This window comes from Aquitalea aquatilis (assembly GCF_005155025.1).
GTDB classification, from domain to species: domain Bacteria; phylum Pseudomonadota; class Gammaproteobacteria; order Burkholderiales; family Chromobacteriaceae; genus Aquitalea; species Aquitalea aquatilis.
The window spans coordinates 2000271-2024376 of sequence record NZ_CP039731.1 but is presented as its reverse complement, the minus strand read 5'-3'; the positions used below and the strand labels follow the sequence as shown (position 1 = coordinate 2024376).

General features: G+C 61.6%; 23 protein-coding genes and 1 tRNA gene. 16 read left to right on the top strand and 8 right to left on the bottom strand.

The features are described from left to right. Window positions 1-81 precede the first annotated feature (81 nt). The 6 genes from FAZ30_RS09485 to FAZ30_RS09460 form a co-directional block, all read right to left on the bottom strand. On the bottom strand, window positions 82-1335 hold the full coding sequence (locus FAZ30_RS09485; RefSeq protein WP_124643042.1) for a DUF1615 domain-containing protein: 1254 nt from the start codon (window positions 1333-1335) through the stop codon (window positions 82-84). 123 nt (window positions 1336-1458) lie between these two features. Beyond that, the gene (locus FAZ30_RS09480) at window positions 1459-2643 is read right to left on the bottom strand and encodes a YjbE family putative metal transport protein (protein ID WP_124643044.1); all 1185 of its coding nucleotides are present in this window, start codon (window positions 2641-2643) and stop codon (window positions 1459-1461) included. Window positions 2644-2676: 33 nt separating this feature from the next. Next, window positions 2677-3927, bottom strand: coding sequence for an NRAMP family divalent metal transporter (locus FAZ30_RS09475; protein WP_199730981.1), 1251 nt, complete (start codon window positions 3925-3927; stop codon window positions 2677-2679). After that, a complete protein-coding gene (gene hflC, locus FAZ30_RS09470) occupies window positions 3924-4802 on the bottom strand; it encodes a protease modulator HflC (RefSeq protein ID WP_124643046.1) in 879 nt (292 codons plus the stop codon). Before hflC ends, FAZ30_RS09475 begins: the two co-directional genes overlap by 4 nt. Further along, window positions 4802-5860, bottom strand: a complete 1059-nt coding sequence (gene hflK, locus FAZ30_RS09465; protein WP_124643048.1) for an FtsH protease activity modulator HflK — start codon at window positions 5858-5860, stop codon at window positions 4802-4804. Before hflK ends, hflC begins: the two co-directional genes overlap by 1 nt. A gap of 134 nt (window positions 5861-5994) precedes the next feature. Beyond that, a complete protein-coding gene (locus tag FAZ30_RS09460) occupies window positions 5995-6561 on the bottom strand; it encodes a DUF4337 domain-containing protein (protein ID WP_158613567.1) in 567 nt (188 codons plus the stop codon). A 278-nt stretch (window positions 6562-6839) separates the two neighbouring features. Between FAZ30_RS09460 and FAZ30_RS09455 the strand changes: the two genes are divergently transcribed. Next, window positions 6840-6913 (top strand) — tRNA-Gly (locus FAZ30_RS09455). Window positions 6914-7028: 115 nt separating this feature from the next. Here the strand turns inward: FAZ30_RS09455 and FAZ30_RS09450 are convergent. Then, complete coding sequence (locus FAZ30_RS09450; protein ID WP_205676657.1) at window positions 7029-8273, bottom strand: ammonium transporter; 1245 nt, start codon at window positions 8271-8273, stop codon at window positions 7029-7031. Between the two features lie 53 nt (window positions 8274-8326). On the opposite strand from FAZ30_RS09450, the gene FAZ30_RS09445 reads away from it, so the two are divergent. Together FAZ30_RS09445 and FAZ30_RS09440 are read left to right on the top strand one after the other, a co-directional pair. After that, window positions 8327-8569 (top strand): hypothetical protein, encoded by a 243-nt coding sequence (locus tag FAZ30_RS09445; RefSeq protein WP_137009339.1) that lies wholly within the window; start codon window positions 8327-8329, stop codon window positions 8567-8569. A gap of 386 nt (window positions 8570-8955) precedes the next feature. Continuing rightward, window positions 8956-11106, top strand: a complete 2151-nt coding sequence (locus tag FAZ30_RS09440; RefSeq protein WP_137009338.1) for an AsmA family protein — start codon at window positions 8956-8958, stop codon at window positions 11104-11106. A 94-nt stretch (window positions 11107-11200) separates the two neighbouring features. On the opposite strand, the gene FAZ30_RS09435 is transcribed toward FAZ30_RS09440, so the two are convergent. Beyond that, on the bottom strand, window positions 11201-13168 hold the full coding sequence (locus tag FAZ30_RS09435; RefSeq protein ID WP_137009337.1) for a monovalent cation:proton antiporter family protein: 1968 nt from the start codon (window positions 13166-13168) through the stop codon (window positions 11201-11203). A 216-nt stretch (window positions 13169-13384) separates the two neighbouring features. Between FAZ30_RS09435 and FAZ30_RS09430 the strand changes: the two genes are divergently transcribed. From FAZ30_RS09430 to FAZ30_RS09370, 13 genes are all read left to right on the top strand, one after another. Beyond that, window positions 13385-14365, top strand: a complete 981-nt coding sequence (locus FAZ30_RS09430) for a KpsF/GutQ family sugar-phosphate isomerase (protein WP_124643056.1) — start codon at window positions 13385-13387, stop codon at window positions 14363-14365. Between the two features lie 28 nt (window positions 14366-14393). Continuing rightward, entirely contained in the window at window positions 14394-14918 is a 525-nt protein-coding gene (locus tag FAZ30_RS09425) for a KdsC family phosphatase (protein WP_124643058.1), read from the top strand. Further along, on the top strand, window positions 14915-15475 hold the full coding sequence (gene lptC / locus FAZ30_RS09420) for an LPS export ABC transporter periplasmic protein LptC (RefSeq protein ID WP_137009336.1): 561 nt from the start codon (window positions 14915-14917) through the stop codon (window positions 15473-15475). Before FAZ30_RS09425 ends, lptC begins: the two co-directional genes overlap by 4 nt. Further along, a complete protein-coding gene (gene lptA / locus FAZ30_RS09415; protein ID WP_124643062.1) occupies window positions 15465-16022 on the top strand; it encodes a lipopolysaccharide transport periplasmic protein LptA in 558 nt (185 codons plus the stop codon). The genes lptC and lptA overlap by 11 nt, the downstream gene beginning before the upstream one ends. Then, the gene (gene lptB / locus FAZ30_RS09410; protein ID WP_124643064.1) at window positions 16019-16750 is read left to right on the top strand and encodes an LPS export ABC transporter ATP-binding protein; all 732 of its coding nucleotides are present in this window, start codon (window positions 16019-16021) and stop codon (window positions 16748-16750) included. Before lptA ends, lptB begins: the two co-directional genes overlap by 4 nt. A 3-nt stretch (window positions 16751-16753) precedes the next feature. Then, window positions 16754-18184 (top strand): RNA polymerase factor sigma-54, encoded by a 1431-nt coding sequence (locus FAZ30_RS09405; protein WP_124643066.1) that lies wholly within the window; start codon window positions 16754-16756, stop codon window positions 18182-18184. Window positions 18185-18253: 69 nt separating this feature from the next. Continuing rightward, window positions 18254-18577, top strand: coding sequence for a ribosome hibernation-promoting factor, HPF/YfiA family (hpf, locus tag FAZ30_RS09400; RefSeq protein WP_124643068.1), 324 nt, complete (start codon window positions 18254-18256; stop codon window positions 18575-18577). Window positions 18578-18698: 121 nt separating this feature from the next. Next, window positions 18699-19163: a PTS IIA-like nitrogen regulatory protein PtsN gene (ptsN, locus tag FAZ30_RS09395; protein ID WP_103524905.1), complete on the top strand. Its 465-nt coding sequence runs from the start codon at window positions 18699-18701 to the stop codon at window positions 19161-19163. Then, window positions 19156-20112 carry an HPr(Ser) kinase/phosphatase gene (gene hprK / locus FAZ30_RS09390; RefSeq protein ID WP_059287117.1) on the top strand — a complete coding sequence of 319 codons (957 nt, stop codon included), beginning with the start codon at window positions 19156-19158 and terminating at the stop codon, window positions 20110-20112. Before ptsN ends, hprK begins: the two co-directional genes overlap by 8 nt. Next, the gene (gene rapZ / locus FAZ30_RS09385; RefSeq protein ID WP_137009335.1) at window positions 20093-20935 is read left to right on the top strand and encodes an RNase adapter RapZ; all 843 of its coding nucleotides are present in this window, start codon (window positions 20093-20095) and stop codon (window positions 20933-20935) included. The genes hprK and rapZ overlap by 20 nt, the downstream gene beginning before the upstream one ends. Window positions 20936-21041: 106 nt before the next feature. Then, a complete protein-coding gene (locus FAZ30_RS09380) occupies window positions 21042-21662 on the top strand; it encodes a flavin prenyltransferase UbiX (protein WP_124643072.1) in 621 nt (206 codons plus the stop codon). A gap of 3 nt (window positions 21663-21665) precedes the next feature. Continuing rightward, entirely contained in the window at window positions 21666-23123 is a 1458-nt protein-coding gene (locus FAZ30_RS09375) for an NAD(P)H-hydrate dehydratase (protein ID WP_124643074.1), read from the top strand. A 98-nt stretch (window positions 23124-23221) separates the two neighbouring features. Beyond that, a complete protein-coding gene (locus FAZ30_RS09370) occupies window positions 23222-24103 on the top strand; it encodes a DMT family transporter (RefSeq protein ID WP_124643076.1) in 882 nt (293 codons plus the stop codon). The last annotated feature ends 3 nt before the right edge of the window (window positions 24104-24106 follow it).

Below are 24106 nucleotides of genomic sequence, written 5' to 3'. Positions count from 1 at the left end.
TCCGGTGAAATTTGCCAACATCATACAACGCTGCGCCGCGCTCACCCACTTATCGCGGCGACGATTCCCCTGCCCCGCTGCTCACGACGCGGTGCCGCGAGCCATGCACTTCTGATAACGGCCATCCACGCGGCGGGCAAACCACTCGGTGGTCAGCTGGTGGGTGAACTTGGGGCTGATCAGCACGATCTGCGGAATGATCTGGCGCGGCGCGGCCTTGCCGGACTGATCGGCCAGCGCAAACACCCGCTGGTAAAGCGCGGTTTGCGAGAAGCCGGACAGCTTTTCCTGGCGCAGGTCACGTGCCATCTCGTCCGGGCTCATGCGCAGGCGACCGGCCAGGCCATTCAGCGCGCGCTGGGTATCGCTGGTGGCACCCGACAGCACGCGGTTCATCTTGTCGCTGTACAGCATGATGTCGCCATCCAGCGCCAGCTTCTGCCCGGACAGATGCTGCACTGCCTGCTGGAAGGCGGCATTGCGGCTGGCGTAGCGGCCGGCGTTGTAGTCGGCAAAGCGGTACACCATGTCCGGATAGCTGATGGGATATTGCAACAGGATGGCCGAACCGAAGTACACGCTGCCGCGCAGGCTGAACACCTCATCACGCAGGCTGCTGTAGCTGTAGGGATAGGGCCAGGCGCGCACCTGGGTTTCGGCAAAAGCCACGCTCACCTGCATCGGCCCGCCATCGCGGATGGGGTTCTTGTGTTCGAAGATGGTCTGGCCGAACGGCAGCTCGCGAATCATGTCCTCAAACAGCGCATTCATCTGCTTCTTGGTGCGCAGCGCATTCACCCGCTCCTTGTAGCTCTGGCCATTGGGCGATTTCTTCAGCATGGCGGCATCCACCACCAGCGAGGGAATGAAATACTTCTGCCGCCGCTCCTCGATCTGCCCCCAAACAATCTTGGACAGATTGGGTACTACCGGATCGGGATTGAAGCCAGACTCCTGCTCGGCCACTGCCAGCACCGCGCAGAAGTATTGCGGGGCATACGGAATTTTCAGATGGCTAAAGGCGCTCATGATGTCGCCATGCCATTCGCGGCGGGCCGGAATGCCGCGCGGCAACAGCCGCTCCAGCAAGGCGGAACCCGCCTGTTCGTTGTTGTAGGCCGGCTGCAGCGGAGCCGGCACTGGCTTGCTTACCGGCGCACTCGCCGGCGGAGCCGGCTGGACCGGTGCCGGCAGCGGCGCGGGCAGCAGGGTTTGCGGATCGGGCATCGGTGCCGGGCGCACCGCCGGGGAAACCACCGGAGCGGGGACAGGAGCCACGCTGCTGGCGCAGCCGGCGAGGGCCAGCAACAAGCCGGCAGACAGATAACGATACATGTGGATTAACCTCGAAATCCCCCACGCCATTAACGGCGCGGCAGGCAAAAATGCGGCAGGCCACAACGGTAAACAATGGCGGCAGTTTTGCCCAGCCACTTGTCCGCCCCGGCCTGCCTGTGTTCAGTGTTTCACCTTGGTGCTGGGTGCCGGCGTCGGCAAAAAGCCCTGGCTGAGCAGATGAAACAGCAGCCAGCCCAAGGCGCAGACCCCGACCAGCGCCGCCACGCCCAGCAGCAGCTTCACCAGCAGCGCCATGCGCGGCGAATTCAGCAAACCGTCCTTGCGTGCTGGCCGCGCCACACTGTCGGCGGCGACAGGCTTATCAGCGTCCGTGCGGATCGCTGCCGTCTCCGGCGGCTGCTCGCTGCTGGCTGCCGTTGTGGCCACCTCCTCCACGCTGGCAGGCGGGGATCTTTCAGATACCGGGGCCACCACGGCCGCATCAGCAGACATGACGGCTGGCACAGTGCTCACCGCCATCGCCTCGGCATTACCCTGCGGTCCGGTATGCTCGACCAGCGTAGCCACAGCGACGACCTGGGGCGTAGCGCCCGCTTCGCCAATGCGCGCCAGCCGGCCCATCAGGCCATCCAGCCAGCCCAGAGGCGGCGGTGGAGTCAGTGCCTGGGCACGTTCTCGGATAATGCGGCTTTCCACCAGCACGAACACCACGCACAGCAATGGCACCACCACCTGCAAGGCCGGGGCCTGGGTAGTGATCCAGTCAGCCAGCAGCGGGTCGGTGACAGCGATCTGGCCGGCCACCCAGCCCAGCAGGGCGGCACCCAGCGGAATCAGCAAGGGGATCTCACCCAGCAGGCGGGCGATGAACAGGCTGCCATACATCAGCAGCGGCACGCTGAACAGCAGGCCGAGTATCAGATAGAGCACGCTGCCCTGCGCGGCGGCGGCCAGCGCCACCACATTGTCCAGGCTGAGCACCAGATCGGCCATCACCACCACCGACACCGCCGACCACAGCTGACGGCTGTCGGCAGCACTGCCGGGGAGCGCATCGCCGTCGTCATCACCCAGCAGCAGCTTGATGGCAATGCTGACCAGCAAGGCCGCGCCCAGCAGTTTCAGCAGCGGCACTTGCAGCAGGAAACCCACCACCGTGGTCAGCAACACCCGCAGCAGAATGGCAAAGCCGGTGCCCAGCAGCACCGCCTTGCGCATCAGCGCTGGCGGCAGCGAGCGGCAGGCCACCGCAATCACCAGCGCATTGTCGCCGCTGAGAATCAGGTCGAGAAAAAACACTTGCAGCGTCATGCCCAGCGCATGCATCAAACCATCCAGCTCCATCACAGCCTTTCATTCAGCACAAACGCGCCCGGTTCAGCCATGCAAGGCTCCGGTCACCCCGGCGTACAAACCCAGCCCGCCAGTCAGTAAAAACAATATTCCCACGGCCACGGCATAGCGCCCTTGCAGCCGCAGCCCCGGCGGCAGCTCGCTGCGCGCCAGCCAGAACAGAAAGCCCAGCACCAAGGGCAGCAGCACGGCATTGAGCACGGCGGTGGCAATGGACAGCCGCACCAGGCTGTGGCTGAGCACCACGGTCAGTGCGGCAGCCAGCAGCAACAGGGCAAACGCACCGTAAAACCACGGTGCCTGCAGCGGATGCTGCGCCAGCGAGTGACGGGTGCCGCGCATTTCCCCCAGCGCCCAGGCAGCCGACAGGCAGACCACGATGGTGGCCACCAGCGCGCCGCCACTGAGCGCCAGGGCAAACAGCAAACGGCCAGCCAGCGGACCCAGCACACGACCAAAGGCATCGGCCAGCTCCGGCACGGTATCCAGCACCACCCCGCCATGTCCGGCAAACACCGCTGCCGAGGCAATCAGCACGGCGGCGGTAACCAGCTGGCACAGCACTGCCCCCAGCATGGTATCCAGCCGCGCCGCGCGCAGGTCGCGCAGGTCCAGTCCCTTGTCGATCAGCGCCGACTGCTGATAGAACACCGTCCACGGCATCACGCTGCTGCCCAGATTGGCCGCCAGCAGGTAGAGATAGCTGGCATCGTGCAGCGGCATCACCAACACCTGTTGCCGGATATGCTGCCAGTTTGGCTGGGCATGCCAGGCCATGTAGAGGAAGGCCAGCTCGGCCACGCCAAACAGCATGGCCACGCGTTCGACCGCCCGATAGCTGCCGCTGCACACCATCAGCAGGATCAGCCCGGCCACCAGCGCCACGCTCTGCCATACCGGCACGCCATAAAGCTGGCCGACACCAGCCAGCCCGCTCATTTCGGTGAGCAGCGCACCAAAACAGCTGGCCACCAGCGCCGCGCAGGACAGCTGCGCCCAGCAGCGGCCAAAGCGTTGCAGGATCAGCTCGCTATAACCCTTGCCGGTGGACAGCGCCAGCCGCACCGTCAGCTCCTGCACGATGAACAGCAGCGGAATGATGAGGAACTGCAGCAGCAACAGGCGATAACCCCACTGCGCACCACTCTGGGCTGCTGTCAGCACGCTGCCGGCATCGGTATCGGCCAGCATCACCACCAGCCCCGGCCCCAGCGTGGCCGCCAGTCGGCGCAGCCGACTCGCCGACGGCCACTGCGGCACAGCCAGCTGGCTCATGGCTTGCCGGCTGCCGGCCCGTTGCGGAAGTCATGCAGCAGCGCCGAATCCGGCGTCAGCAGCAAGGTAGGGGCCGAATCGGACAGCGCCTGACGGTAAGTCTGCAGCGAGCGATAAAACTTGTAGAACTTGGGGTCCTTGCTGAAAGCCGCCGCCAACACCTTGTTGGCCTGGGCATCGGCCTCGCCGTGAATGATGGCGCTCTGCCGCTGCGCCTCGGACAGGATCACCGTGCGTTCGCCATCGGCCTTGGCCTGGATTTCCTGTGCCCACTGCCCGCCCTGGGCGCGCAGTTCGCGTGCTTCCTGCTGGCGGGCCGACTTCATGCGGTCGTAAATCGCCTGGCTGGTTTCCAGCGGCAGGTCGGCGCGGTGCAGGCGGACTTCGGTGACTTCGATGCCCAAGGAACGGGCGCGGGTAGCGGTTTCCTGCTGGATCTGCTGCACGATGCGGGTACGTTCTTCCGATAGCAGGGATTTGAGCGGCACCTTGCCCAGCTCGCGCCGCAACGAGGTGCTCACCAGCTGAGTCAGTTGCAAGCGGGCCTGGTCTTCCGTGCGCAGCGCCTGATAAAAGCGCAGCGGATTGGCAATGCGGTAGCGGGTGTAGGTTTCCACCTCCAGCCGTTTTTCATCACCCAGAATGATCTGTTCCGGCGGCGGTGCCAGCGTTTGCAGCCGCACATCATAAAACTGCAGGCTGTCCACCAGCGGCAGCTTGAACTTGAGGCCGGGCTCGGCATCCACCTCGATGGGCGCACCCAGGCGGATGATCAGCCCCTTCTGCCCCTCGCTGAGGGTGTAGAAAGAGGAGGACAGCAGCCACAACACTGCCAGCGCGCCGAGGATGCCGGCGCCTTTGTACGAGCGGGCCATCAGCGGGTCTCCTTCGCCGGCTTGGGTTTGTCCTTGTCCTGCAATTGCAGCAGCGACAGCACGCCGCCATTGCCAGCCTTGCCAGACGAATCCACCACCACCTTGCTGGCCTTCTTCAAGACTTCGTCCATGCTGTCCAGATACAGCCGCCAGGCGGTGACATCCTTGGACTGGGCATAGCTCTGGTAGACCGAATCAAAGCGCTTGGCCTCGCCCTGTGCCAGATTCACCACCTGGCTCTGATAGGCCTGCGCTTCCTGCAGGATGCGGGCGGCATCGCCACGCGCCTTGGGCAGGATATCGTTGCTGTAGGCCTGGGCTTCGTTGCGGGCACGTTCCTGGTCGGCACGGGCGCGCTGCACATCGTTGAAGGCATCGATCACCGCCGCCGGTGGGTCCACCCGCTGCAGCTGCACCTGGGTGACGATGATGCCGCTTTCGGCTTCATCCAGCCGGCTTTGCAGCAGGGCGCGGGTTTCTTCAGCCACCTGCTGGCGGCGGTTGGACATCACCGCCTGAATCGGCGTGCGCGACACCACCTCGCGCATGGCGCTTTCTGCGGCAATACGCAGCGAAGTTTCCGGATTATTCACCTTGAACAGGAACTGCCCGGCGTCCTTGATGCGCCAGAACACCGCGCAATCGGCCTCGACAATGTTTTCGTCGCCGGTCAGCATCTGCTTTTCGCGCGGGTCGCTGGAGTCGGTGGCCGCGCCGTCAAACAGGTTGGCCAGTTTCAATTGCTTGATCTGGGTGACCTTGGGCAGCAGCACGGTTTCAATCGGCCATGGCAGGTGATAATGCAGCCCGGCCTGGGTGGTATCCACCCAGCGGCCCAGGCGCAGCACCACGCCCTGCTCGTCCGGCTGCACCTTGTAAATACCCGCCATCACCCAGCCGGTGGCCAGCAGACCGCCCAGCAACAGCAGGCCCTTGCCGCGCATGCCCATTACATCCAGATAGTAATCCAGCCGCTGCGACCAGCCATGCTGGTGCCCGGCACTGCCCGCTATCGCGGCCGGAGCGTGTTGTCCGGCTTCGTCTTGTTGCACAGCCATGCCTCTCTCACTATTGGGCGACGGTCGCCCTCGCTTGCCCGGCAAGCGACCTGGGTGCCGGCCCCTGCCCTGCACCCATCATTGTCTACAACGCAGCAGGGTTATGACGGATGACACACCGCCCCTGCCACCACTCAAAACCAGCTGCTTGCTGCCAGACCGATGCCGCCCAACGCCGACAGGATAGACACCGCCAGCAGCCAGCGACGCTGGGTCAGCACGGTGATGGAAGCCATGGCCACGGCAATCTGGATCAGCGTCATCGCCAACGCCATGCGCTCGTGCGGACGCAATACCCGCTCCGACTCCTCGCTCAGCCGGCGCGACTCTTCCTGCAAGGCTTCCGCTTTTTTCTGCTGCTCCAGCTTCTGCTTTTCCTGCTTTTGCAGATCAAGCTGGAACTGGGCCTTTTGCGCCGGATCGGTCACCAGCACCAGCGCCAGCTGGTCCAGATGCGCCTTGGTCGATTTGGCCTGGTAATAGCCCCAGGCATCCGAGGCCTCCGACTGCTTGAGAATGCTCTGATTCTTCAGAAACAGCGCCTCGTTCTGCTTGGCACCGCTCTGGTAACTGAACACCGCACCGATAGTGGCCAGAATGGCGGTCAGCAAGGCGATCTTCTGCGCCAGCTGGCCTTTTTCCGCTTCTTCCTCCAGCAGCTTTTCATGCAGACCCGCGATTTCGTATTCCTCTTCTGCCATCACCATTCCTCCCTTGCTCGACACGGCGGCGCGCCAGTACCCGCGCGACTGTCAAATTATTCCGCGGGCATCGTGCGGAATACTCCCCTGCGACCCAGGCTAAAACAAGCGGATTAATGTGCTGATTTTGTATCAGCGCCGGCCCACCCTGCCGCCCAGGGCAGCACCGCCACGGGATAGCCACCACCGCATGCCCTCCCCCACCAGCACCGCCCCTTGGCCGACATCACACAAGCGGCTACCCAGCAATGCAAAACCCGGTTACAATGCCACCCTTCGCGGGCGTCGTATAATGGTAATACCCAAGCTTCCCAAGCTTGTGCCGTGGGTTCGATTCCCATCGCCCGCTCCATACCGAATTCCTGTAGATCCTTGATCTGCAAAAGAAAAAGCCAACCGTCAGCGGTTGGCTTTTTTCTTGTCTGGTCGATAGCTGGCAACCGGTCTGGTTTTGCCAGTCACCCTGTTCAGAGCGAACCGCTGTAGGCTTCCTCGCCATGCAGGGTCTGATCCAGCCCGGTTTCCTGCGTATGCTCGTCAATCAGTACCGGCGTCATCTTGTTGATCAGCCAGAGCATGCCGTAGGTAAAGCCGAAGGCCCACAAGCCGGACACCACCGCGGCCACCACCTGTTTCCACAGGAAATCCGGGTTACCCATCAACAGGCCATCCGCGCCGGCCGGGTTCCAGGCCTTGCTGGCAAACACGCCCAGCAGCAGTGTGCCCAACAGGCCGCCCACACCGTGTACGCCCCAGACATCCAGCGCATCATCCCAACCCAGACGGTTTTTCAATTGCACTGCGTAGTAGCAGACGACCGCAGCAATCACGCCGATGACTGCGGCAGTACCCAGCGAGACATAACCCGCCGCCGGGGTAATGGTGGCCAGGCCAGCCACCGCGCCGGTCAGCAAGCCGATGAATTTGGGCTGACGGGCATGCGACCACTCCAGGAAAAACCACGCCGTGCCGGCAAACGAGGCGGCTACGTCGGTATTGAGAAAGGCCGATGCGGTGATGTAATCCACGCGCAATTCCGAGCCGGCATTGAAGCCATACCAGCCAAACCACAGCAAGCCGGTACCCAGGGCAATCAGCGGCACATTGTGCGGTTTGTTTTCTACCACCGAGCGGCGTCCCACATACAGCACGGAGGCCAGCGCGGCGAAACCGGCGGTGTTGTGCACCACGATGCCGCCGGCAAAATCGAGCACGCCCCACTTGGCCAGCAGGCCGTCAGGACTCCAGATCATGTGGACAAAGGGGAAGTAGACCAACACCAGCCAGCCGGTGAGAAACAGGAAATACGCTTTCACCGTGACCCGGTTGGCAAAGGCACCGGTGATCAGCGCGGGAGTGATGATGGCGAACATCATCTGATAGGCCACGTGCACGATCAGCGGTATGCCGGCGTCGTTGCCGGTATACATGGTATGCAGGGTCACGCCATGCATGAAGGCATAGTAGGTGGGGTCACCCACGATGCCGTGCCATGTCGGGCCAAAGCACATCGAATAGCCAAAGGCAAACCACAGCACCGTGGTCCAGCCCAGTGACATGAAGCTTTGGGCCATGATGGTCAGCACATTCTTGCGGCCGACCAGACCACCATAAAAGAAAGCCAGACCAGGCGTCATTAACATGACCAGGCTGGCGCAGAGCAGCATGAAGCCGGTATTGCCGACATTAAGCGGCATGAGCGAAGTCGTCATCGAACACATCCCCAATCGATAAATAATTATTTACTAATACTATTGTGGGTGGGATGCTGCGCCTCGCCGCATTGACGGCATTTGCTCCAGATCAAGTGAATGCACGACATGAAAAAAGCCAGCAGGCAGTGCCACTTTTCCGCCGCCACACCGTGGCAAAAAAGCTGAAATCACCGCAGAAAACAGCCCGGTCACGCGACTCAAGCACAGGTCCGCTCGCTGACGATATTGCCGTCTGGGCAGCCGCCATTTACGGCCTGACTGTTTACGGCCTGACCATTTACGGCCTGACATAGTACGTTGACATGGCTCCGGCACATGGCCGGAAGCTACGCATGCAAGTCCCCCTTGCGCGCATATCGACAGGTGGGCTGCCCTTGCTTGCATCGCGAGTGCTCACGAGCAGCCCTGGCCACTGACCGCTGCGCCAAAGCCAGCACAGGGCGGATGGAAATTCGACAGCAACATGGCCATTCAATCCCCTGCTACGCCTGATTTCCCGGGGCTTGCCGGCCGATTACGGCCCACCTGCTAAAGCATGCTAAAATTCACGCTTTACAAATGCCGGCTGCCCGGTAATATTTTGGCTTCGCCAAATTTGGGCAAGCGGCTGCCAAGCCCCTGTCAGCCACACCATGCTTGCAAATAACATCATCCTGCTAAGCCCCCCGAAGACGCACTCATGAAATGGAACTCCGGCCGGCTATGGCTTCGTATCTCGGTCTACGGCGCGACGACGCTGCTGACGCTGTTTGTCATTATCCAGGCACTGATTTTCTGGAAATTCGATGAAGCGTCGATCAGGACCACCCTCGCTGCCTCACTGCGCGATACCCAGCGCCAGGTGGTGGTGGAAGGCAAGATCAGCCCCACGCTCTTCCCCTCGCCCGGCCTCAGCATTCACCAGCTCACCATCAGCGAACCCGGCAGCAGCCTGCCCTTTGCCCGGGTAGAACAGCTGGACGTTTATCTGTCCTGGCTGCCGCTCTTAACCGGCAACCGCGAAATCAAGGCACTGGAACTACATGGCGTCAGCGCCAGCATCATCCGCGCCGCCGATGGCCGGCTGTCGGTAATGGACCTGTTCCAGCGCCATACACCGGGCAATGTCAGCATGAAGCTGGACAGCCTGCTGGTGCGCGAAGGCACGCTGGTCTACTCCGACCGCATGACCGGCAATGACCAGAAGCTCGATACCATCAGCCTGGATGCCGACGACCTGCGCAGCAGCGCCAACCTGAGCGCCGCCGCCATTCTCAGCAATGGCAAACGCCCCATTCGCCTGGCCATCAGCACTCCGCTCACCATTCAGGACGATCAGGTCAGCCTGGAAAAAGTGGATGCCGTTGCCCTGTCCGAGCTGCCCGGCCTGGGTGAGAGCAAGTTTGCCGCCACCGGCCAGTACAAACTGAACTTCGCCACGCTGCAAACCACCGGCAAGGATCTCGGCTTCAACTTCAGCAGCGAACGCCCCAGCAGCCAGCTGGAGCTGAAAGTGCCGGAGCTGAACGCCAGCTTCAATGAAATCACCATGCCTTCCGCCCATCTGGCCGGCAAGCTCAATTACGCCCACAGCCAGTACCAGCTGGATGCCGGCCTGGACAACCTCAAGCTCACCGAAGGCGGACTGGCCGCAGACAAGGTCAAGGGCGACTTCAACTGGCAGGCCGGCGATACCCGGCTCAACTTCAAGCTGGATGCCCCACTCGCGCTGATGGGCATGAAACAGCTGCGCATGCAGCCGCTGAACATGACCGCCACGCTCACCACGCCGCTGCTGCCGCGCGGCAAGCTGTTTTCCAGCATGGAAGGTGCGCTGGATGGCGATCTGGACGAACCGCGCCTCAATCTGCGCGTGGCCGGCAAGCTGGATGGCTCCGACCTGTCGGTAACGGTAAGCCAGTTCGGCCTGATGAAACCGCGCCATGAGGCCACCTTGTCGGTTGGCAAGCTCGACCTCAACCGCTACCTGCCAGAAAGCAAGGGCGACCCGGTGGCCATCTTCCAGAACAGCAAGCCGATTCCGCTCGACTGGCTCGACTATTTCGACCTGACCGGCAAGATCGCCGTCGGTGAACTGGCCATGGGCCGTTTCCGCATGAACAACCTGAGCGCCAGCGTGCGCATCAATCCGCGCGAACTGGAGCTGGACCAGATGTCGGCCGACATCTATCAGGGCCGCTTGCAAGGCGACATCTTGCTGGCGCGCCGCGATACGCCTCACCTGGAGCTCAAACAAACGCTGAAGGACATGAATATCCGCCCGCTGCTGGTCGATCTGTTCAACTTCAGCCGTCTGGACGGCAAGGGCAATGGCCAGATCAACATCAGTGCGGATGGCAAATCCTTCCTCGACCTGCGCAATACCTTGACCGGCTCGGTGGAAACCAGCCTGAACAAGGGCGCGCTGTCCGGCATCGACCTGGTGGCCGCACTGAAAAACCTGCCAGCCGAGCTGAAAGAGTGGAATACCCAGGCCCAGGCCGATCAGAAAACCACCTTCTCGACGCTGTCAGCCGGCTTCCGGCTGGACAAGGGCGTGGCCCGCAGCCAGAACATGCAGCTGGCGTCGCAGCTGGTTAACGTGAAGGGTTCGGGCAAGGTCGACCTGACACAGAACATCGTCGACTACACCATGGATGTAGAGGCCAACCCGCAGGAGTTCAGCCGCCTGAAGGGGGTCAACGTGCCGCTGAAGATTACCGGCCCGCTGAATGCACCAGTGTATGCGCTGGACTTCAACGCCATGGTCAAGGGCAAGAAGACCGAAGGCGAAAAGCAGCAGGCACTGAAGCAAGAGCTGAAAAAGCAGATCACTACCATTCTGCCCTGAGCCAGCAGGCCGGGCAGACAAGCACAAGGCCGTGTCGATGACACGGCCTTGTTCATTGCAGCGGGGACAGGCGACCAGTCAGCCTTTCAGCCTTTCAGCCTTCCAGAATCCGCGCCTCGGCCAGCGCCAGTTGCTCTGGCGTACCCAGCAGCACCAGCACATCGTTGGCATCGATTTCAAAATCGGCATCGAAGTCCAGCCGGCGAATACTGTTGCGGCGCACCGACTTCACCTCCACCCCCAGCCCTTCCAGATGCAGCTCACCCAATGGCCGACCGATGGCATGGGCACCGGGGCAAGCCTGAATACTGAGCAAACGCGGCACCAGCGCCTCGTCCAGCCCCTCGGCATCATCACTGGCACCACGGAAGAAGCCACGAAACAGGTTGTAGCGTTCTTCCCGCACCGAACGGATACGGCGCAGCACCCGGTTCAGCGGCACGCCCAGCACCATCAGCGCCTGCGAGGCCAACATCAGGCTGCCCTCCATTACCTCGGCCACCACCTCGTCCGCACCGGCCTTGCGCAGCAAATCGATATCGCTGTCATCAACGGTGCGCACGATCACCGGCAGATCCGGCCTGGCAGCCTGCACCGTATGCAGAATGCGCAAGGCGGCATGGGTATCGGCAAACGTCACCACCACCACCTTGGCCCGCATCAGGCCACCGGCCACCAGCACTTCCTTCTTGCCAGCATCGCCGAACACCACCGGGTCGCCCGCCTCACCGGCCTCGCGCACCCGCTCCGGGTCCATATCCAGCGCGAAAAAGGGAATGCTTTCGGTTTCCAGCAAACGGGCCAGCGCCTGACCGCTACGGCCATAGCCGCAAATCAGCACATGGTCGGACTTGCCCATGCTCTCCACCAGCAAGTGGTGCAGGCTGAAAGCCTGCATCATCCAGTCCTGCTTCACCAGCCGGCGGGTAATGGCTTCGCCGTGCATGATCATGAACGGTGCCACCAGCATCGACAGCAAAATGGCGGCAATGGCCGCTTGCTCGGTGCTTTCGGCAATCAGCCCCAGGTTGCCGGACAGGGCCAGCAACACGAAGCCGAACTCCCCACCCTGCGCCAGCGCGAGGCCAGCACGCATGGAATGATTGGGCTGATGGCGCAACAAACGCCCCAGTACAAACACAATGGCCAGCTTGGCCAGCAGCAGCAGGCCCAGCATCAGCGCCACTTCGCCAAAGCGCTCAAACAGCACCGACAGTTGCAGCCGCATGCCTACCGTGACAAAGAAAAAGCCCAGCAGGATGTCGCGGAAGGGCTTGATGTCTTCTTCCACCTGGTAGCGGTATTCGGTTTCGGAAATCAGCATGCCGGCCACAAAGGCCCCCAGCGCCAGCGACAGGCCGGACAACTCGGTCAGCCAGGCCACCCCCAGGGTGATCAGCAACACATTGATCATGAACAGCTCGCCGGAGCGCTGACGCGCCACCAGATGAAACCACGGCCGCACCAGGCGCTGCCCGAAGAACAGCAGCAGGGCCATCACCACCACCACTTTCACCGCAGCCAGCCCCAGATCCATCCACAAGGTTTCGCTGCCCCCGGCAAAGGCCGGCAGCAGGATCAGCAAGGGCACCACCGCAATGTCCTGGAACAGCAGCACGCCAATGGCCAGCTGGCCGTGCTGCTGATTCAGCTCCAGCCGCTCGGTCAACAGCTTGCTGACAATGGCGGTGGATGACATGGCCAGCGCACCACCCACGGCAAAACCGGACAGCGCCGAGCCAGAGAGCCAGCCCATCACCAGCGCAATCAGCAGCATGGTCGCCAGCACCTGCGCCAGCCCCAGGCCAAACACCAGGTGCCGCATCGCCCGCAGCTTGGGCAGGGAGAACTCCAGCCCGATGGAGAACATCATGAAAACAATGCCGATCTCACCAAGAAACTGGGTTTCCTCGCCATCTGGAATCAGGCTGGTCACGCCGGGGCCGGCCAGAAAGCCCACCACCAGATAGCCCAGCATCGGCGGCACCCGCAGGCTGCGACACAGGGTAACGGACAGTACGGCGGCCAGCAGAACCAGCACAATGGGAGCAAGCGAATGCATTGGTGCGACAATCTCCTGTAAAACCGGGCAAGAAATAAGGACATGATGCTGACAGGGCCAGCCGGACTCTAAAAGATAAATCGCGCCCGACCCCGGTATGAAACAGTCGCCACAAGGGCTAAAACGGTGCCGCGCAATGATTGTTAATCAGCCGACAAGCAAAAGATGCACCAGCTTGTGACTCCACCGATTATAACCTTTGATATACTTTCCCCCATGGAAAATGCTCAAGCAACATCACGACTCGACCTGGCACGCGAAGTGCTGCACACCGAAGCCGACGCCATTCTGGCGCTGTCGCGCCGTCTGAACGGCGACTTTCTGCGAGCAGTCGAGGCCATTCTGGCCTGCACCGGCCGCATCGTGGTGACTGGCATGGGCAAATCCGGCCATGTCGGCCGCAAGATTGCCGCCACCCTGGCCAGTACCGGCAGCCCGGCCTTCTTCGTTCATCCGGCCGAGGCGGCCCATGGCGACCTCGGCATGATTACCGCACAGGACGTGGTCATCGCCCTGTCCAACTCCGGCGAATCCGGCGAAGTGGTCGCCCTGCTGCCCGCTCTCAAGCGCAAGGGTCTGGTGCTGATCGCCATGACCGGCAATCCGGCCTCCTCGCTGGGACGCGAAGCCGACATTCTGCTGGACACCCAGGTGGAAAAGGAAGCCTGCCCGCTGGGCCTGGCCCCCACCACCAGCACCACCGTGCAAATGGCACTGGGTGATGCCCTTGCCGTTACCCTGCTGGACGCGCGCCAGTTCGGCCCGGAAGACTTCGCCCTGTCGCACCCCGGTGGCAGCCTGGGCCGCCGCCTGCTGGTGCACGTCAAGGATCTGATGCACAGTGGCGAAGAGCTGCCACGTGTCGCCCCCGGCACCGCGCTGAAAGACGCCCTGCTGGAAATGTCGCACAAGCGACTGGGCATGGTGGCCATCGCCAACGCAGACAATGTCATCTGCGGCATCTATACCGATGGTGACCTGCGCCGCACGCTGGAACATTCCGGCAATATCTACGACCTGAACATCGACCAGGTGATGAGCCCCGCCCCGCAAACCATCCTGCACAGCAAGCTGGCCACCGAGGCGGTTCACCTGATGGAGCAGCGTCGCATCACCAGCCTGCTGGTAGTGGATGCCGACGGCAAACTGGCCGGTGCCATCCACATGCACGACCTGCTCAAGGCCGGCGTGGTCTAGCCCCGCTAGCCCGCCAACAAGGAAACTCATGCAAGCCATCACCGAACAAGCCCGTAAAATCAAGCTGCTGATCATGGATGTGGACGGCGTCATGACCGACGGCCGCATCTACTACAACGCCCAGGGCGAAGAAAGCAAATCCTTCTACGTGCAGGACGGGCTGGGCCTCAAGCTACTGCAGTCCACCGGGGTCAAGCTGGCCATCATCTCCGGCCGGGCCGACCGCTGCGTCGAGCATCGCGCCCGCGCGCTGGGCATCGATTTCTATTTCGGCGGCATCCACAACAAGCAGGAAGCGCTGGCCCAATTGCTGGAGCAGGCCAATGTCAGCGCCGAACAATGCGCCTTCATCGGTGACGATCTGATCGACCTGCCGGTGCTGCGCCGTGTCGGGCTGGCCGTGGCGGTACCGGCCGCCCCCACCCTGGTGCGCCAGCACGCCCATTACGTCACCGGTTTCCCCGGTGGTCAGGGTGCGGTACGTGAACTGGCCGAACTCATCATGCAGGCCCAGGGCAACTTCGATGCCATCCTGGCCAGGTATCTGGCATGATCCGCTCGCACCGGCTGTTTCCTATCCTGCTGGTCCTCATCACCGGCCTGCTGACGGTCTGGCTGGATACCGTATCGCGCTGGGAGCCCAGCAAGCGCGAACTCGACCCCAACAAGCCGGAAGTCGTGGTTGATGCTGTCGTCGCTACCCGCTACGACCCCAAGGGCATGCTGCAGGAAAAAATGATTGCCAGCCGCATGTGGCAGTACCCTGACCGCACCGAGTCCTATTTCGAAACGCCAGACCTGCAAAGCTACAAGAACGGTGTGCTCGCCTACCACGCCATTGGCGAAAGCGGGCGCTATAACAGCAAGACCAGACAGGCGCTGTTTGACAAGAAAGTCACGCTGATCCAGCCGGCCAGTGCAGACCAGCCGGAAACCCGCGTGGTCAGCAGCAATATGCGTATCGATACCGTGCGCCACATCGCGCAGGCCGCCACGCTGACCCACTTCTATCACGGCAAGTCGAGCGGCAGTGCCGTCGGCTTCATCTATGAACAGCAGACCGGCCAATTGCAGCTGCTGTCCAATGCAAAGGTCACCTATGAAAAATAAATGCCGCACTTACGCCCGCCTGGCCTTGCTGGCGCTTTCCCTGTGCGCGGGCCACAGTGCACACGCCGAAAAGGCCGACCGCGACAAACCCATTGAAATCAGTGCAGATCGCGGCAATCTCGACCAGCTCAAGGGCGTTACCGTCTGGCAGGGCAATGTCATCATCGTGCAAGGCACGTTGAAACTGAACGCCGACCGCGCCACCGTCACCCAGGACAAGCAGGGCAACCAGACCATGCAGGCCACCGGGCGTCAGGTACTGTTCCGCCAGAAAATGGATGGAAAAAACGAATGGATTGAAGGCCAGGCCAACCAACTGGACTACAACACGGTCAGCCATGTCGCCGTCCTCACCGGCAATGCCCGCGTCAAGCGCGGCAACGATCTGGTCATCGGCAACGTCATCACCTACAACACCGAAACCGAGCTGTATGAAGTCAGCAGCGGCGCCAGCAGCAATGGCGGCCGCGTCACCGCCATCATCCAGCCCAAGCCCAGGGACACCACCGCCCCTGCCGCCAAGAAACCCGACGGAAACGCACCATGAGCGGCCCCAGCATTCTGAAAGTCGAGCGGCTGAAAAAGCGCTTCAAGAAACGTACCGTCGTCAAGGATGTCGCCCTGCAGATCCAGAGCGGCGAAGTGGTCGGCCTGCTCGGCCCCAACGGCGCGGGCAAAACCACCAGTTTTTACATGATTGTCGGCCTGATCGGCGCCGATGAAGGTGAAATCACCCTGGATGGCAGCAGCATCACCCACCTGCCCATCCACCAGCGCGCCCGCCTTGGCCTTGGTTACCTGCCGCAGGAAGCCTCGATTTTCCGCAAGATGACGGTGGAGGAAAACATCACCGCCGTACTGGAAATCGCCGGCTACAAAGGTGACAAGCTGGAAAAGGAACTCAGCCTGCTGCTGGACGACCTCAATATCGCCCACCTGCGCGAAAGCAATGCCCTGTCGCTGTCCGGCGGCGAAAGACGCCGGGTGGAAATCGCCCGCGTACTGGCCACCCGCCCGCGCTTCATCCTGCTGGACGAGCCTTTTGCCGGCGTCGACCCGATTGCCGTGATCGACATCCAGAAAATCATCACCTTCCTGCAACAACGTGGCATCGGCGTACTGATTACCGACCACAACGTACGGGAAACCCTGCGCATCTGTGACCGCGCCTACATCATCAGCGACGGCTCGGTACTGGCCTCCGGCGAACCGGAAGAACTGGTCAACAACGAGAAAGTGCGCCAGGTCTACCTTGGCGAACACTTCCACCTGTAAGCCATGAAACAGTCACTACAGCTCAGGGTTTCACAGCAACTCACGCTTACCCCGCAACTGCAGCAGTCGATCAAGCTGCTGCAGCTGTCCACCCTCGACCTGCAAACCGAAGTCGAGCGCTTCCTGCTGGACAACCCCATGCTGGAACGCGGCGACGACACCCCGACACAAGAAGGCAGCACCAGTACCAGCGACACGCCGGCGGCCGGAGAAGAGAGCACGCCCGCCTCCGACAGCAATGACAGCGACAGCAACCCGCGTGACGACAGCAGCGGCGAACTCACCGACTGGGGCAGCGGCAGCCGCCGCAACGACGGCGACGACGAGTTCGACCCCATGCTCAACGTCCCCTGCCCGGTCAGCCTGCGCGAACATCTGCTGGCCCAGCTGGGCGAACTGACGCTCCCCACCCGCGATCAGGCCATCGTGCAATTGCTGATCGAAGAACTGGACGACAACGGCTTTCTCAGCGTCGATCTGGAAGAACTGGCCAGTCATTTGCCGCTGGAACTGGAGCTGGAAGCCGACGAACTGATGGTCGGCCTGCGCCTGTTGCAGCAGTTCGATCCGGCCGGCATCGCCGCGCGCTCGCTGGCCGAATCGCTCTGCCTGCAGCTGGACCGTCTGCCACCGCAGGAAAACGGCCATGCCCTGGCGCGCAAGATCGTGGCAGAACACCTCGGTTTGCTGGGCAATCGCGACTATACCCGGCTCAAACGCCTACTCGGCGTCGACGACGCCGCCATCCGCCAGGCCCAGCAACTGATCGCCCGGCTGACCCCCCATCCGGCAGCCGGTTTCGGTGGCGAGGACGTGCACTACGTCATCCCCGATGTCACCGTGCGCAAACGCCGCGGCCGCTGGGTGGCCGAACTCAACAACGGTGCCGTACCCCGGCTGCGGGTCAACCAGCTGTATGCCCAGATGCTGTCGGAAAACCGTGCCGGTGCAGGCGAGCTTTCCGGCCGCCTGCAGGAAGCAAAATGGCTGGTCAAGAACATCCAGCAGCGATTTGACACTATCCTGAAAGTGTCGGAAGCTATAGTGGAAAGGCAGCAAGCGTTCTTTGAACACGGAGAAGTGGCCATGCGTCCGCTCATCCTGCGCGATATCGCAGACGAGCTGGGACTGCATGAATCAACCGTTTCCCGGGTGACTACCCAGAAATACCTGCTCTGCCCGCGCGGCTTGTTCGAGCTGAAATATTTCTTCGGCAGTTCCCTGGAAACCGACAGTGGCGGCGAATGCTCGGCCACTGCCATCAAGGCCCATATCCGCCGCATGATAGACGGCGAAAATACGGCCAAGCCACTTTCTGACAGCGCCATTGCCGACGAATTGGGTAAACAGGGCATGCAGGTTGCAAGACGTACCGTTGCGAAGTATCGTGAAGCTATGCAGATTCCACCGGTCAACCTGCGCAAGGCATTGTAGGACGCCTTGAAGAATATCCGCTTGCCCGGCCGACCCGACCGGGCAGTCAACACAAGAAGGAGTTAGGGTATGAACCTCAAAGTAACCGGTCTCCACCTCGAAGTAACCCCGGCCCTCCGCGAATTTCTGGAAAGCAAGCTGGAACGTATCACCCGCCATGTCGATCACGTTATCGACGTTACCGTCACACTGTCGGTAGACAAGCTGGTGCAAAAGGCAGAAGTCAACGTTCACCTCTCCGGCAAGGACATCCACGTAGAAGCCACCGACTCCGATATGTACGCTGCCATCGACTCGCTGATGGACAAGCTGGATCGACAGGTACTCAAGCACAAGGAAAAACAGAGCGAACACCGCGTGACTCCGCAGGTTCAACCGGAAGCCACCCTGTAATCACCTGACCGACGATGCGGGAACCCAGCGGGTTCCCGTTTTTATTTGCACGGAGCCTTTTTCATTTTGATGAAGGCAACGTAGAATTGGCCAGTTTTTGTAGCCGCGTGCACACATTCCTATGAGCCTGATCGGCAAAATCCTGACACAGGATCACATCCTCCCGGACCTGGATGTCGCCAGCAAGAAGCGCGTCTTCGAGCAGGTGGGCCTCCTTATCGAAAACACCCACGGCATTGCGCGCAGTGAAATTTTCGACTGCCTGTTTGCCCGGGAAAAGCTCGGCTCCACCGGACTGGGCCAGGGAGTCGCCATTCCGCATGGCCGTGCCCGTGGTCTGAAGGAAGCCGCCGGCATCTTCATTCGGCTGAAGAACCCCATCCCCTTCGATGCGCCGGATGGCAAGCCGGTGCAAAGCCTGTTTGTACTGCTGGTACCGGAACAAGCCACCGACCTGCACCTGCAGGTACTGTCGGAACTGGCCCAGCTCTTCTCCAGCAAACAGCTGCGCGAACAATTGCTGACTGCCACCAACCGCGCCGAGCTCTACCAGTTGCTCACTGCATGGAATACCAATAATGCCTAGCATCACCGTGCGCCGGCTGTATCAGGACAATCAGCAAAAGCTCAATCTGACCTGGGTGGCCGGCACCGGTGGTGCCGACAGCCCCATCGGCAATGACGAGCAGCGCCCTACGCTGGCACTGGTGGGTCACCTCAACTTCATCCACCCCAACCGTGTACAGGTGTTGGGTCTGGCCGAAGTCGACTACCTGAACCGGCTGGAACAGTCCGCCGCCAAGACCGCGCTGGACCAGCTGTTCCACAAGACCATGTCGGTGGTGATGGTGGCCAATGGCCAGCAGGTACCCAAGCTGCTGCGCGACTACTGCCACACCCATAACGTGCCACTGATGAGCACGCCGCTGGAAAGCCCCTACCTGATGGATGTGCTGCGCATCTATCTGGCGCGTGCGCTGGCGGTTTCAACAGTGCTACATGGGGTTTTTCTCGATGTGCTGGAAATCGGCGTGCTGATCATGGGCGACTCGGCCATGGGCAAGAGCGAGCTGGCACTGGAACTGATTTCACGCGGTCACGGCATGGTGGCCGATGACGCAGTGGAACTCTACCGCATCGGCCCGGAAACACTGGAAGGCCGCTGCCCGCCCCTGCTGCGCGACTTTCTGGAAGTGCGCGGCCTGGGCATTCTGAATATCCGCACCATTTTCGGTGAAACCGCCGTCCGGCCGAAAAAGGTGCTCAAACTGATCATCCATCTGGTCAAAGCCAACGACCAGGCCATGCAGGCACTGGATCGGCTGAATATCCAGTCCGAAACCCAGGACATTCTGGGTGTCACCGTACGCAAGGTGGTGCTGCCAGTGGCTGCAGGCCGCAACTTGGCCGTGCTGGTGGAAGCGGCAGTACGCAATTACATCCTGCAACTGCGTGGCATCGACAGCACGCGTGAATTCATCGAACGCCATACCAACTTCCTCAGAGATCAGGAAAATGCGCCTGATATTGATTAGCGGCCTGTCCGGCTCCGGCAAATCCATTGCCCTGCGCGCGCTGGAGGACTCCGGCTATTATTGCGTGGACAATCTGCCAGCCACCATGCTGCATGAGGCCATGTCGCTGTATGCCGACTATGGCTACGAGCAAATCGCCATCAGCGTGGATACCCGTTCCAGCCCTTCGCTCGGCGCATTGCCACAGGAAGTGGACAAGCTGCGCCAGCAAGGCGTGGACGTACGACTGCTGTTTCTGGAAGCCAAGCCGGAAACCCTGGTCAAGCGCTTTTCTGAAACCCGTCGTCGCCACCCCTTGTCCGGCAGCGGCTCCACGGTGGAAGAATGCATCCGGCTGGAGCAGGAGTTACTGGCCAGCATCCAGGAAATGGGCATTCGCATCGACACCAGCGAGCTGTCGGCCAATGCACTGAAAAGCTGGATCAAGGAATTGGTAGAGGCAGACAGCAGCCGGCTGACCATCATCTTCGAGTCCTTCGGCTTCAAGCATGGCGTCCCGCTGGATGCCGACTATGTCTTCGATGTGCGCTGCCTGCCCAATCCCTACTACGACCCTGCCCTGCGTCCACTGACCGGCCGGGATCAACCGATTGTCGATTTTTTCCTGCAGCACCCGCTGGTCGCTGAAATGACCGAAGACATTCGTCACATGGTGGCCAAATGGCTGCCGGAATTCAGCCGTGAAAACCGCAGCTACCTGACAGTCGCCATCGGTTGTACCGGTGGCCAGCACCGCTCGGTCTATATTACCGAACAACTGGCGCGGGCCTTTCCCGCCTCACAGGTGCTGCTGCGCCACCGCCAGCTGTTCCGCGAAGCCTGAACCCGCGCGGCCCCCTGCAGCCGGACAGTGCGGCTCCCCCATACCTCCCGGCCATTGCGGATCCTGCCCACAGCATCGGCAAGATCCCTGCCCATGGAAGATGCTGATGACCATACCCAAAACCGTTACCGTCGCCCTGACCGGAGCCTCCGGTCTGCCTTATGGCCTGCGCCTGATCGATGCACTGATCGCCGCAGGTATCCGCGTGTGGGTTTTATATTCACAGGCGGCCCAGGTGGTGGCCAAGCAGGAGATGAATCTGCTGCTGCCCTCTCGCCCCGCCGAAGTACAACAATGGCTGTATGAACGTACCGGCGCACAAGCCGAACAACTGGCCGTGTTTGGCCGTGAAGAGTGGTTTGCCCCGGTCGCCTCGGGCTCGAATCCGGCAGATGCCATGGTGGTCTGCCCCTGCTCGATGGGAACCCTGGCCGCCATTGCCCATGGCATGAGTGATAATCTGATCGAGCGGGCTGCCGATGTCAGCATCAAGGAAGGCCGCAAACTGATTCTGGTGCCGCGCGAAACCCCACTGTCGGTCATCCACCTGGAAAACATGCTGCAACTGGCCCGGCTGGGGGTCGTCATCCTGCCACCATCACCAGGCTTCTATACACATCCAGCTAGCGTCGATGACATGGTGGACTTTGTCGTGGCACGCATTCTGGACCAGCTGCGCATCCCCCATAGCCTGATGCCGCGCTGGGGTGAAGCACACAAGGAGTAAGCCATGCGGGAAAACGCGTTGTGGAGCCTGCCGGACTTGCGCCGGCTCGAAACCGAAGCCGAACGACAAGGCCTCGATCTGATGCAACGCGCTGCCCGCGCCACTGCCGACTGGGTGGGCCAACACCTGGACCGCGACGCACACATCCTGGTGGCCGCAGGCCCCGGCAATAATGGTGGTGATGCGCTATATGCTGCCTTGTTGCTGATGCAGGCAGGCTACAGCGTGGATATCCTGCTGCCGCAAGCCGCCACCAGTCCGCAAAGCCAGGCCGCACTGCAGGCCATACGCCAAGCCGGCGGGATTCCCCTGCAGCAATTGGCAAGCGACTACCCCACGCCAGACCTGCTGATAGACGGCCTGTTCGGCATCGGCCTGAGCCGTCCCCTGTCAGCCGACTGGGTGGCCGTCATTACCCGGCTGAACCAGCTATCCTGCCTGAAACTGGCCCTGGACTGCCCCAGCGGGCTGGACCCTTACACCGGGCAGGCACAACAGGCCTGCATGGATGCCAGCCATACCCTGACTTTTCTCTGCCACAAACCGGGACTGTTCTATGCCGCGGGTGCCGACCATGCCGGTCAAATCGAACTGGCCGAACTCGACTGCCCGCAAGCGCTGCTACCACCAGCCGAAGGCTATCTGAACCGACAGGATGCCAGCCCACTGCAACGCCGACGCGACAGCCACAAAGGCAGCAACGGCACGGTATGCATCATTGGTGGCAATCGCGGCATGCTGGGTGCAGCCCTGCTAGCCGGACGCGCAGCACTGGCCGCAGGCGCAGGCAAAGTGCATGTACTGACACTGGATGGCAGCCTGCCGGTCGACCCCGCCTGCCCGGAACTGATGCTGCAGCATGCCGATCCGGCCATGCCGCTGCCATCAGCCGACGTGCTGGCGCTTGGGCCTGGCCTGGGACAGGACAAACCGGCCCGGCAATGGCTTGCGCTGGCCTTGGCCAGCTCCTTGCCACTGGTGCTGGATGCGGATGCCCTTAACCTGCTGGCCTGCAGCATCGACATTCAGCAGGCACTGGCCAAGCGCCCAGCCACCAGCATCCTGACGCCGCACCCGGCAGAAGCAGCCCGCCTGCTGGCTTGCTCAACCGCGACCGTGCAAGGCGACCGTCTAGCCGCCGCCCGTCAACTGGCCGAGCGTTTTCAGTGTACGGTGCTGCTAAAAGGAGCTGGCAGCCTGATCGTAACTGTTGGACAACCCTATCTGCTCAATACCAGCGGCGGTCCGGCACTGGCCACTGCCGGGCAGGGAGATGTGCTGACCGGACTGATCGCCGCCTTGCTGGCGCAGGGCATGGATGCGCGAGCAGCCAGCAGCCTGGCGGCTCGGGTACACGGACTGGCCGGGGATGAATATCAGCAACAGGCAGGCGGCCCCATCGGCCTGACTGCATCGGCTACCAGCCAACGCTGTAGCAACTGGCTGAACCGCCTGCTCTAGCCCGCAACAAGTTCAATCCCAGTTTTTGTATACAAGAACGATTCCCGCAGCCCGCTCGCCATGTGTAAAATGAGCCACCAATATGGTGGAGAATTGTCTTGCCTCAACAAAAAAAAGCTTATCTGCTAGGGCTTTCTGCCGTTCTTGCCTGGTCTACGGTGGCCGCTGCCTTCAAGATCAGTTTGCAGCATCTGTCGCCCGCACAGCTTGTTTTGTATGCAAGCATCGCCTCCACACTCAGCCTGTTTTCCATCCTGCTGTGGCAAGGTCGTCTTGCCAGCCTTCTGCCGGCCCTGCGCCAGCACTGGCGCCGCTCACTGCTGCTAGGCGCAGTCAATCCGCTCGCCTACTACCTGATCCTGTTCCAGGCTTACGCCCTGCTGCCCGCGCAAGAAGCACAGGCCATCAACTACACCTGGGCACTGACCATGACCTTGCTGTCAGTGCCCCTGCTCAAACACAAGCTGAGCCGGCCAGACATGCTGGCCGCCGTGATTTGCTATCTGGGGGTGCTGGTCATCGGCACCCATGGCCAGCTGCTGCAACTGCATTTCTCCAGCCTGAAAGGTGTTGGCTTCGCCCTGGCCTCCACCCTGCTCTGGGCCGGCTACTGGATTTTCAATGCCCGCGATCAACGCGAACCGGTGATCGGGCTTACGCTCAATTTCCTGCTGTCCTTGCCGCTGACACTGGCTTTTTGCGCCTTCAGCGGCGAACTCAAGCCAGTCGCCTGGCAAGGCCTGGCGGGTGCCGCCTATGTCGGCGGCCTGGAAATGGGTTTCACCTTCGTACTGTGGCTAAGCGCGATGAAGCTCACCAGCAGTACTGCGCGCATCGCCAACCTGATTTTCCTGTCACCACTGCTGTCACTGGGATTGATCCACTTCATTGTCGGCGAACCCATCCTGCCCTCCACGCTGATCGGACTGGGCTTGATCCTGGGCGGACTGCTGCTGCAAAAACTGGGAAAAAGCAACTAGCAC

Coding starts and splice junctions, on each gene's coding strand:
- FAZ30_RS09485 (WP_124643042.1), bottom strand. CDS start 1,335: ATGTATCGTTATCTGTCTGCCGGCTTGTTGCTGGCCCTCGCCGGCTGC.
- FAZ30_RS09480 (WP_124643044.1), bottom strand. CDS start 2,643: ATGGAGCTGGATGGTTTGATGCATGCGCTGGGCATGACGCTGCAAGTG.
- FAZ30_RS09475 (WP_199730981.1), bottom strand. CDS start 3,927: ATGAGCCAGCTGGCTGTGCCGCAGTGGCCGTCGGCGAGTCGGCTGCGC.
- hflC (WP_124643046.1), bottom strand. CDS start 4,802: ATGGCCCGCTCGTACAAAGGCGCCGGCATCCTCGGCGCGCTGGCAGTG.
- hflK (WP_124643048.1), bottom strand. CDS start 5,860: ATGGCTGTGCAACAAGACGAAGCCGGACAACACGCTCCGGCCGCGATA.
- FAZ30_RS09460 (WP_158613567.1), bottom strand. CDS start 6,561: ATGGCAGAAGAGGAATACGAAATCGCGGGTCTGCATGAAAAGCTGCTG.
- FAZ30_RS09450 (WP_205676657.1), bottom strand. CDS start 8,273: ATGACGACTTCGCTCATGCCGCTTAATGTCGGCAATACCGGCTTCATG.
- FAZ30_RS09445 (WP_137009339.1), top strand. CDS start 8,327: ATGCTGCGCCTCGCCGCATTGACGGCATTTGCTCCAGATCAAGTGAAT.
- FAZ30_RS09440 (WP_137009338.1), top strand. CDS start 8,956: ATGAAATGGAACTCCGGCCGGCTATGGCTTCGTATCTCGGTCTACGGC.
- FAZ30_RS09435 (WP_137009337.1), bottom strand. CDS start 13,168: ATGCATTCGCTTGCTCCCATTGTGCTGGTTCTGCTGGCCGCCGTACTG.
- FAZ30_RS09430 (WP_124643056.1), top strand. CDS start 13,385: ATGGAAAATGCTCAAGCAACATCACGACTCGACCTGGCACGCGAAGTG.
- FAZ30_RS09425 (WP_124643058.1), top strand. CDS start 14,394: ATGCAAGCCATCACCGAACAAGCCCGTAAAATCAAGCTGCTGATCATG.
- lptC (WP_137009336.1), top strand. CDS start 14,915: ATGATCCGCTCGCACCGGCTGTTTCCTATCCTGCTGGTCCTCATCACC.
- lptA (WP_124643062.1), top strand. CDS start 15,465: ATGAAAAATAAATGCCGCACTTACGCCCGCCTGGCCTTGCTGGCGCTT.
- lptB (WP_124643064.1), top strand. CDS start 16,019: ATGAGCGGCCCCAGCATTCTGAAAGTCGAGCGGCTGAAAAAGCGCTTC.
- FAZ30_RS09405 (WP_124643066.1), top strand. CDS start 16,754: ATGAAACAGTCACTACAGCTCAGGGTTTCACAGCAACTCACGCTTACC.
- hpf (WP_124643068.1), top strand. CDS start 18,254: ATGAACCTCAAAGTAACCGGTCTCCACCTCGAAGTAACCCCGGCCCTC.
- ptsN (WP_103524905.1), top strand. CDS start 18,699: ATGAGCCTGATCGGCAAAATCCTGACACAGGATCACATCCTCCCGGAC.
- hprK (WP_059287117.1), top strand. CDS start 19,156: ATGCCTAGCATCACCGTGCGCCGGCTGTATCAGGACAATCAGCAAAAG.
- rapZ (WP_137009335.1), top strand. CDS start 20,093: ATGCGCCTGATATTGATTAGCGGCCTGTCCGGCTCCGGCAAATCCATT.
- FAZ30_RS09380 (WP_124643072.1), top strand. CDS start 21,042: ATGACCATACCCAAAACCGTTACCGTCGCCCTGACCGGAGCCTCCGGT.
- FAZ30_RS09375 (WP_124643074.1), top strand. CDS start 21,666: ATGCGGGAAAACGCGTTGTGGAGCCTGCCGGACTTGCGCCGGCTCGAA.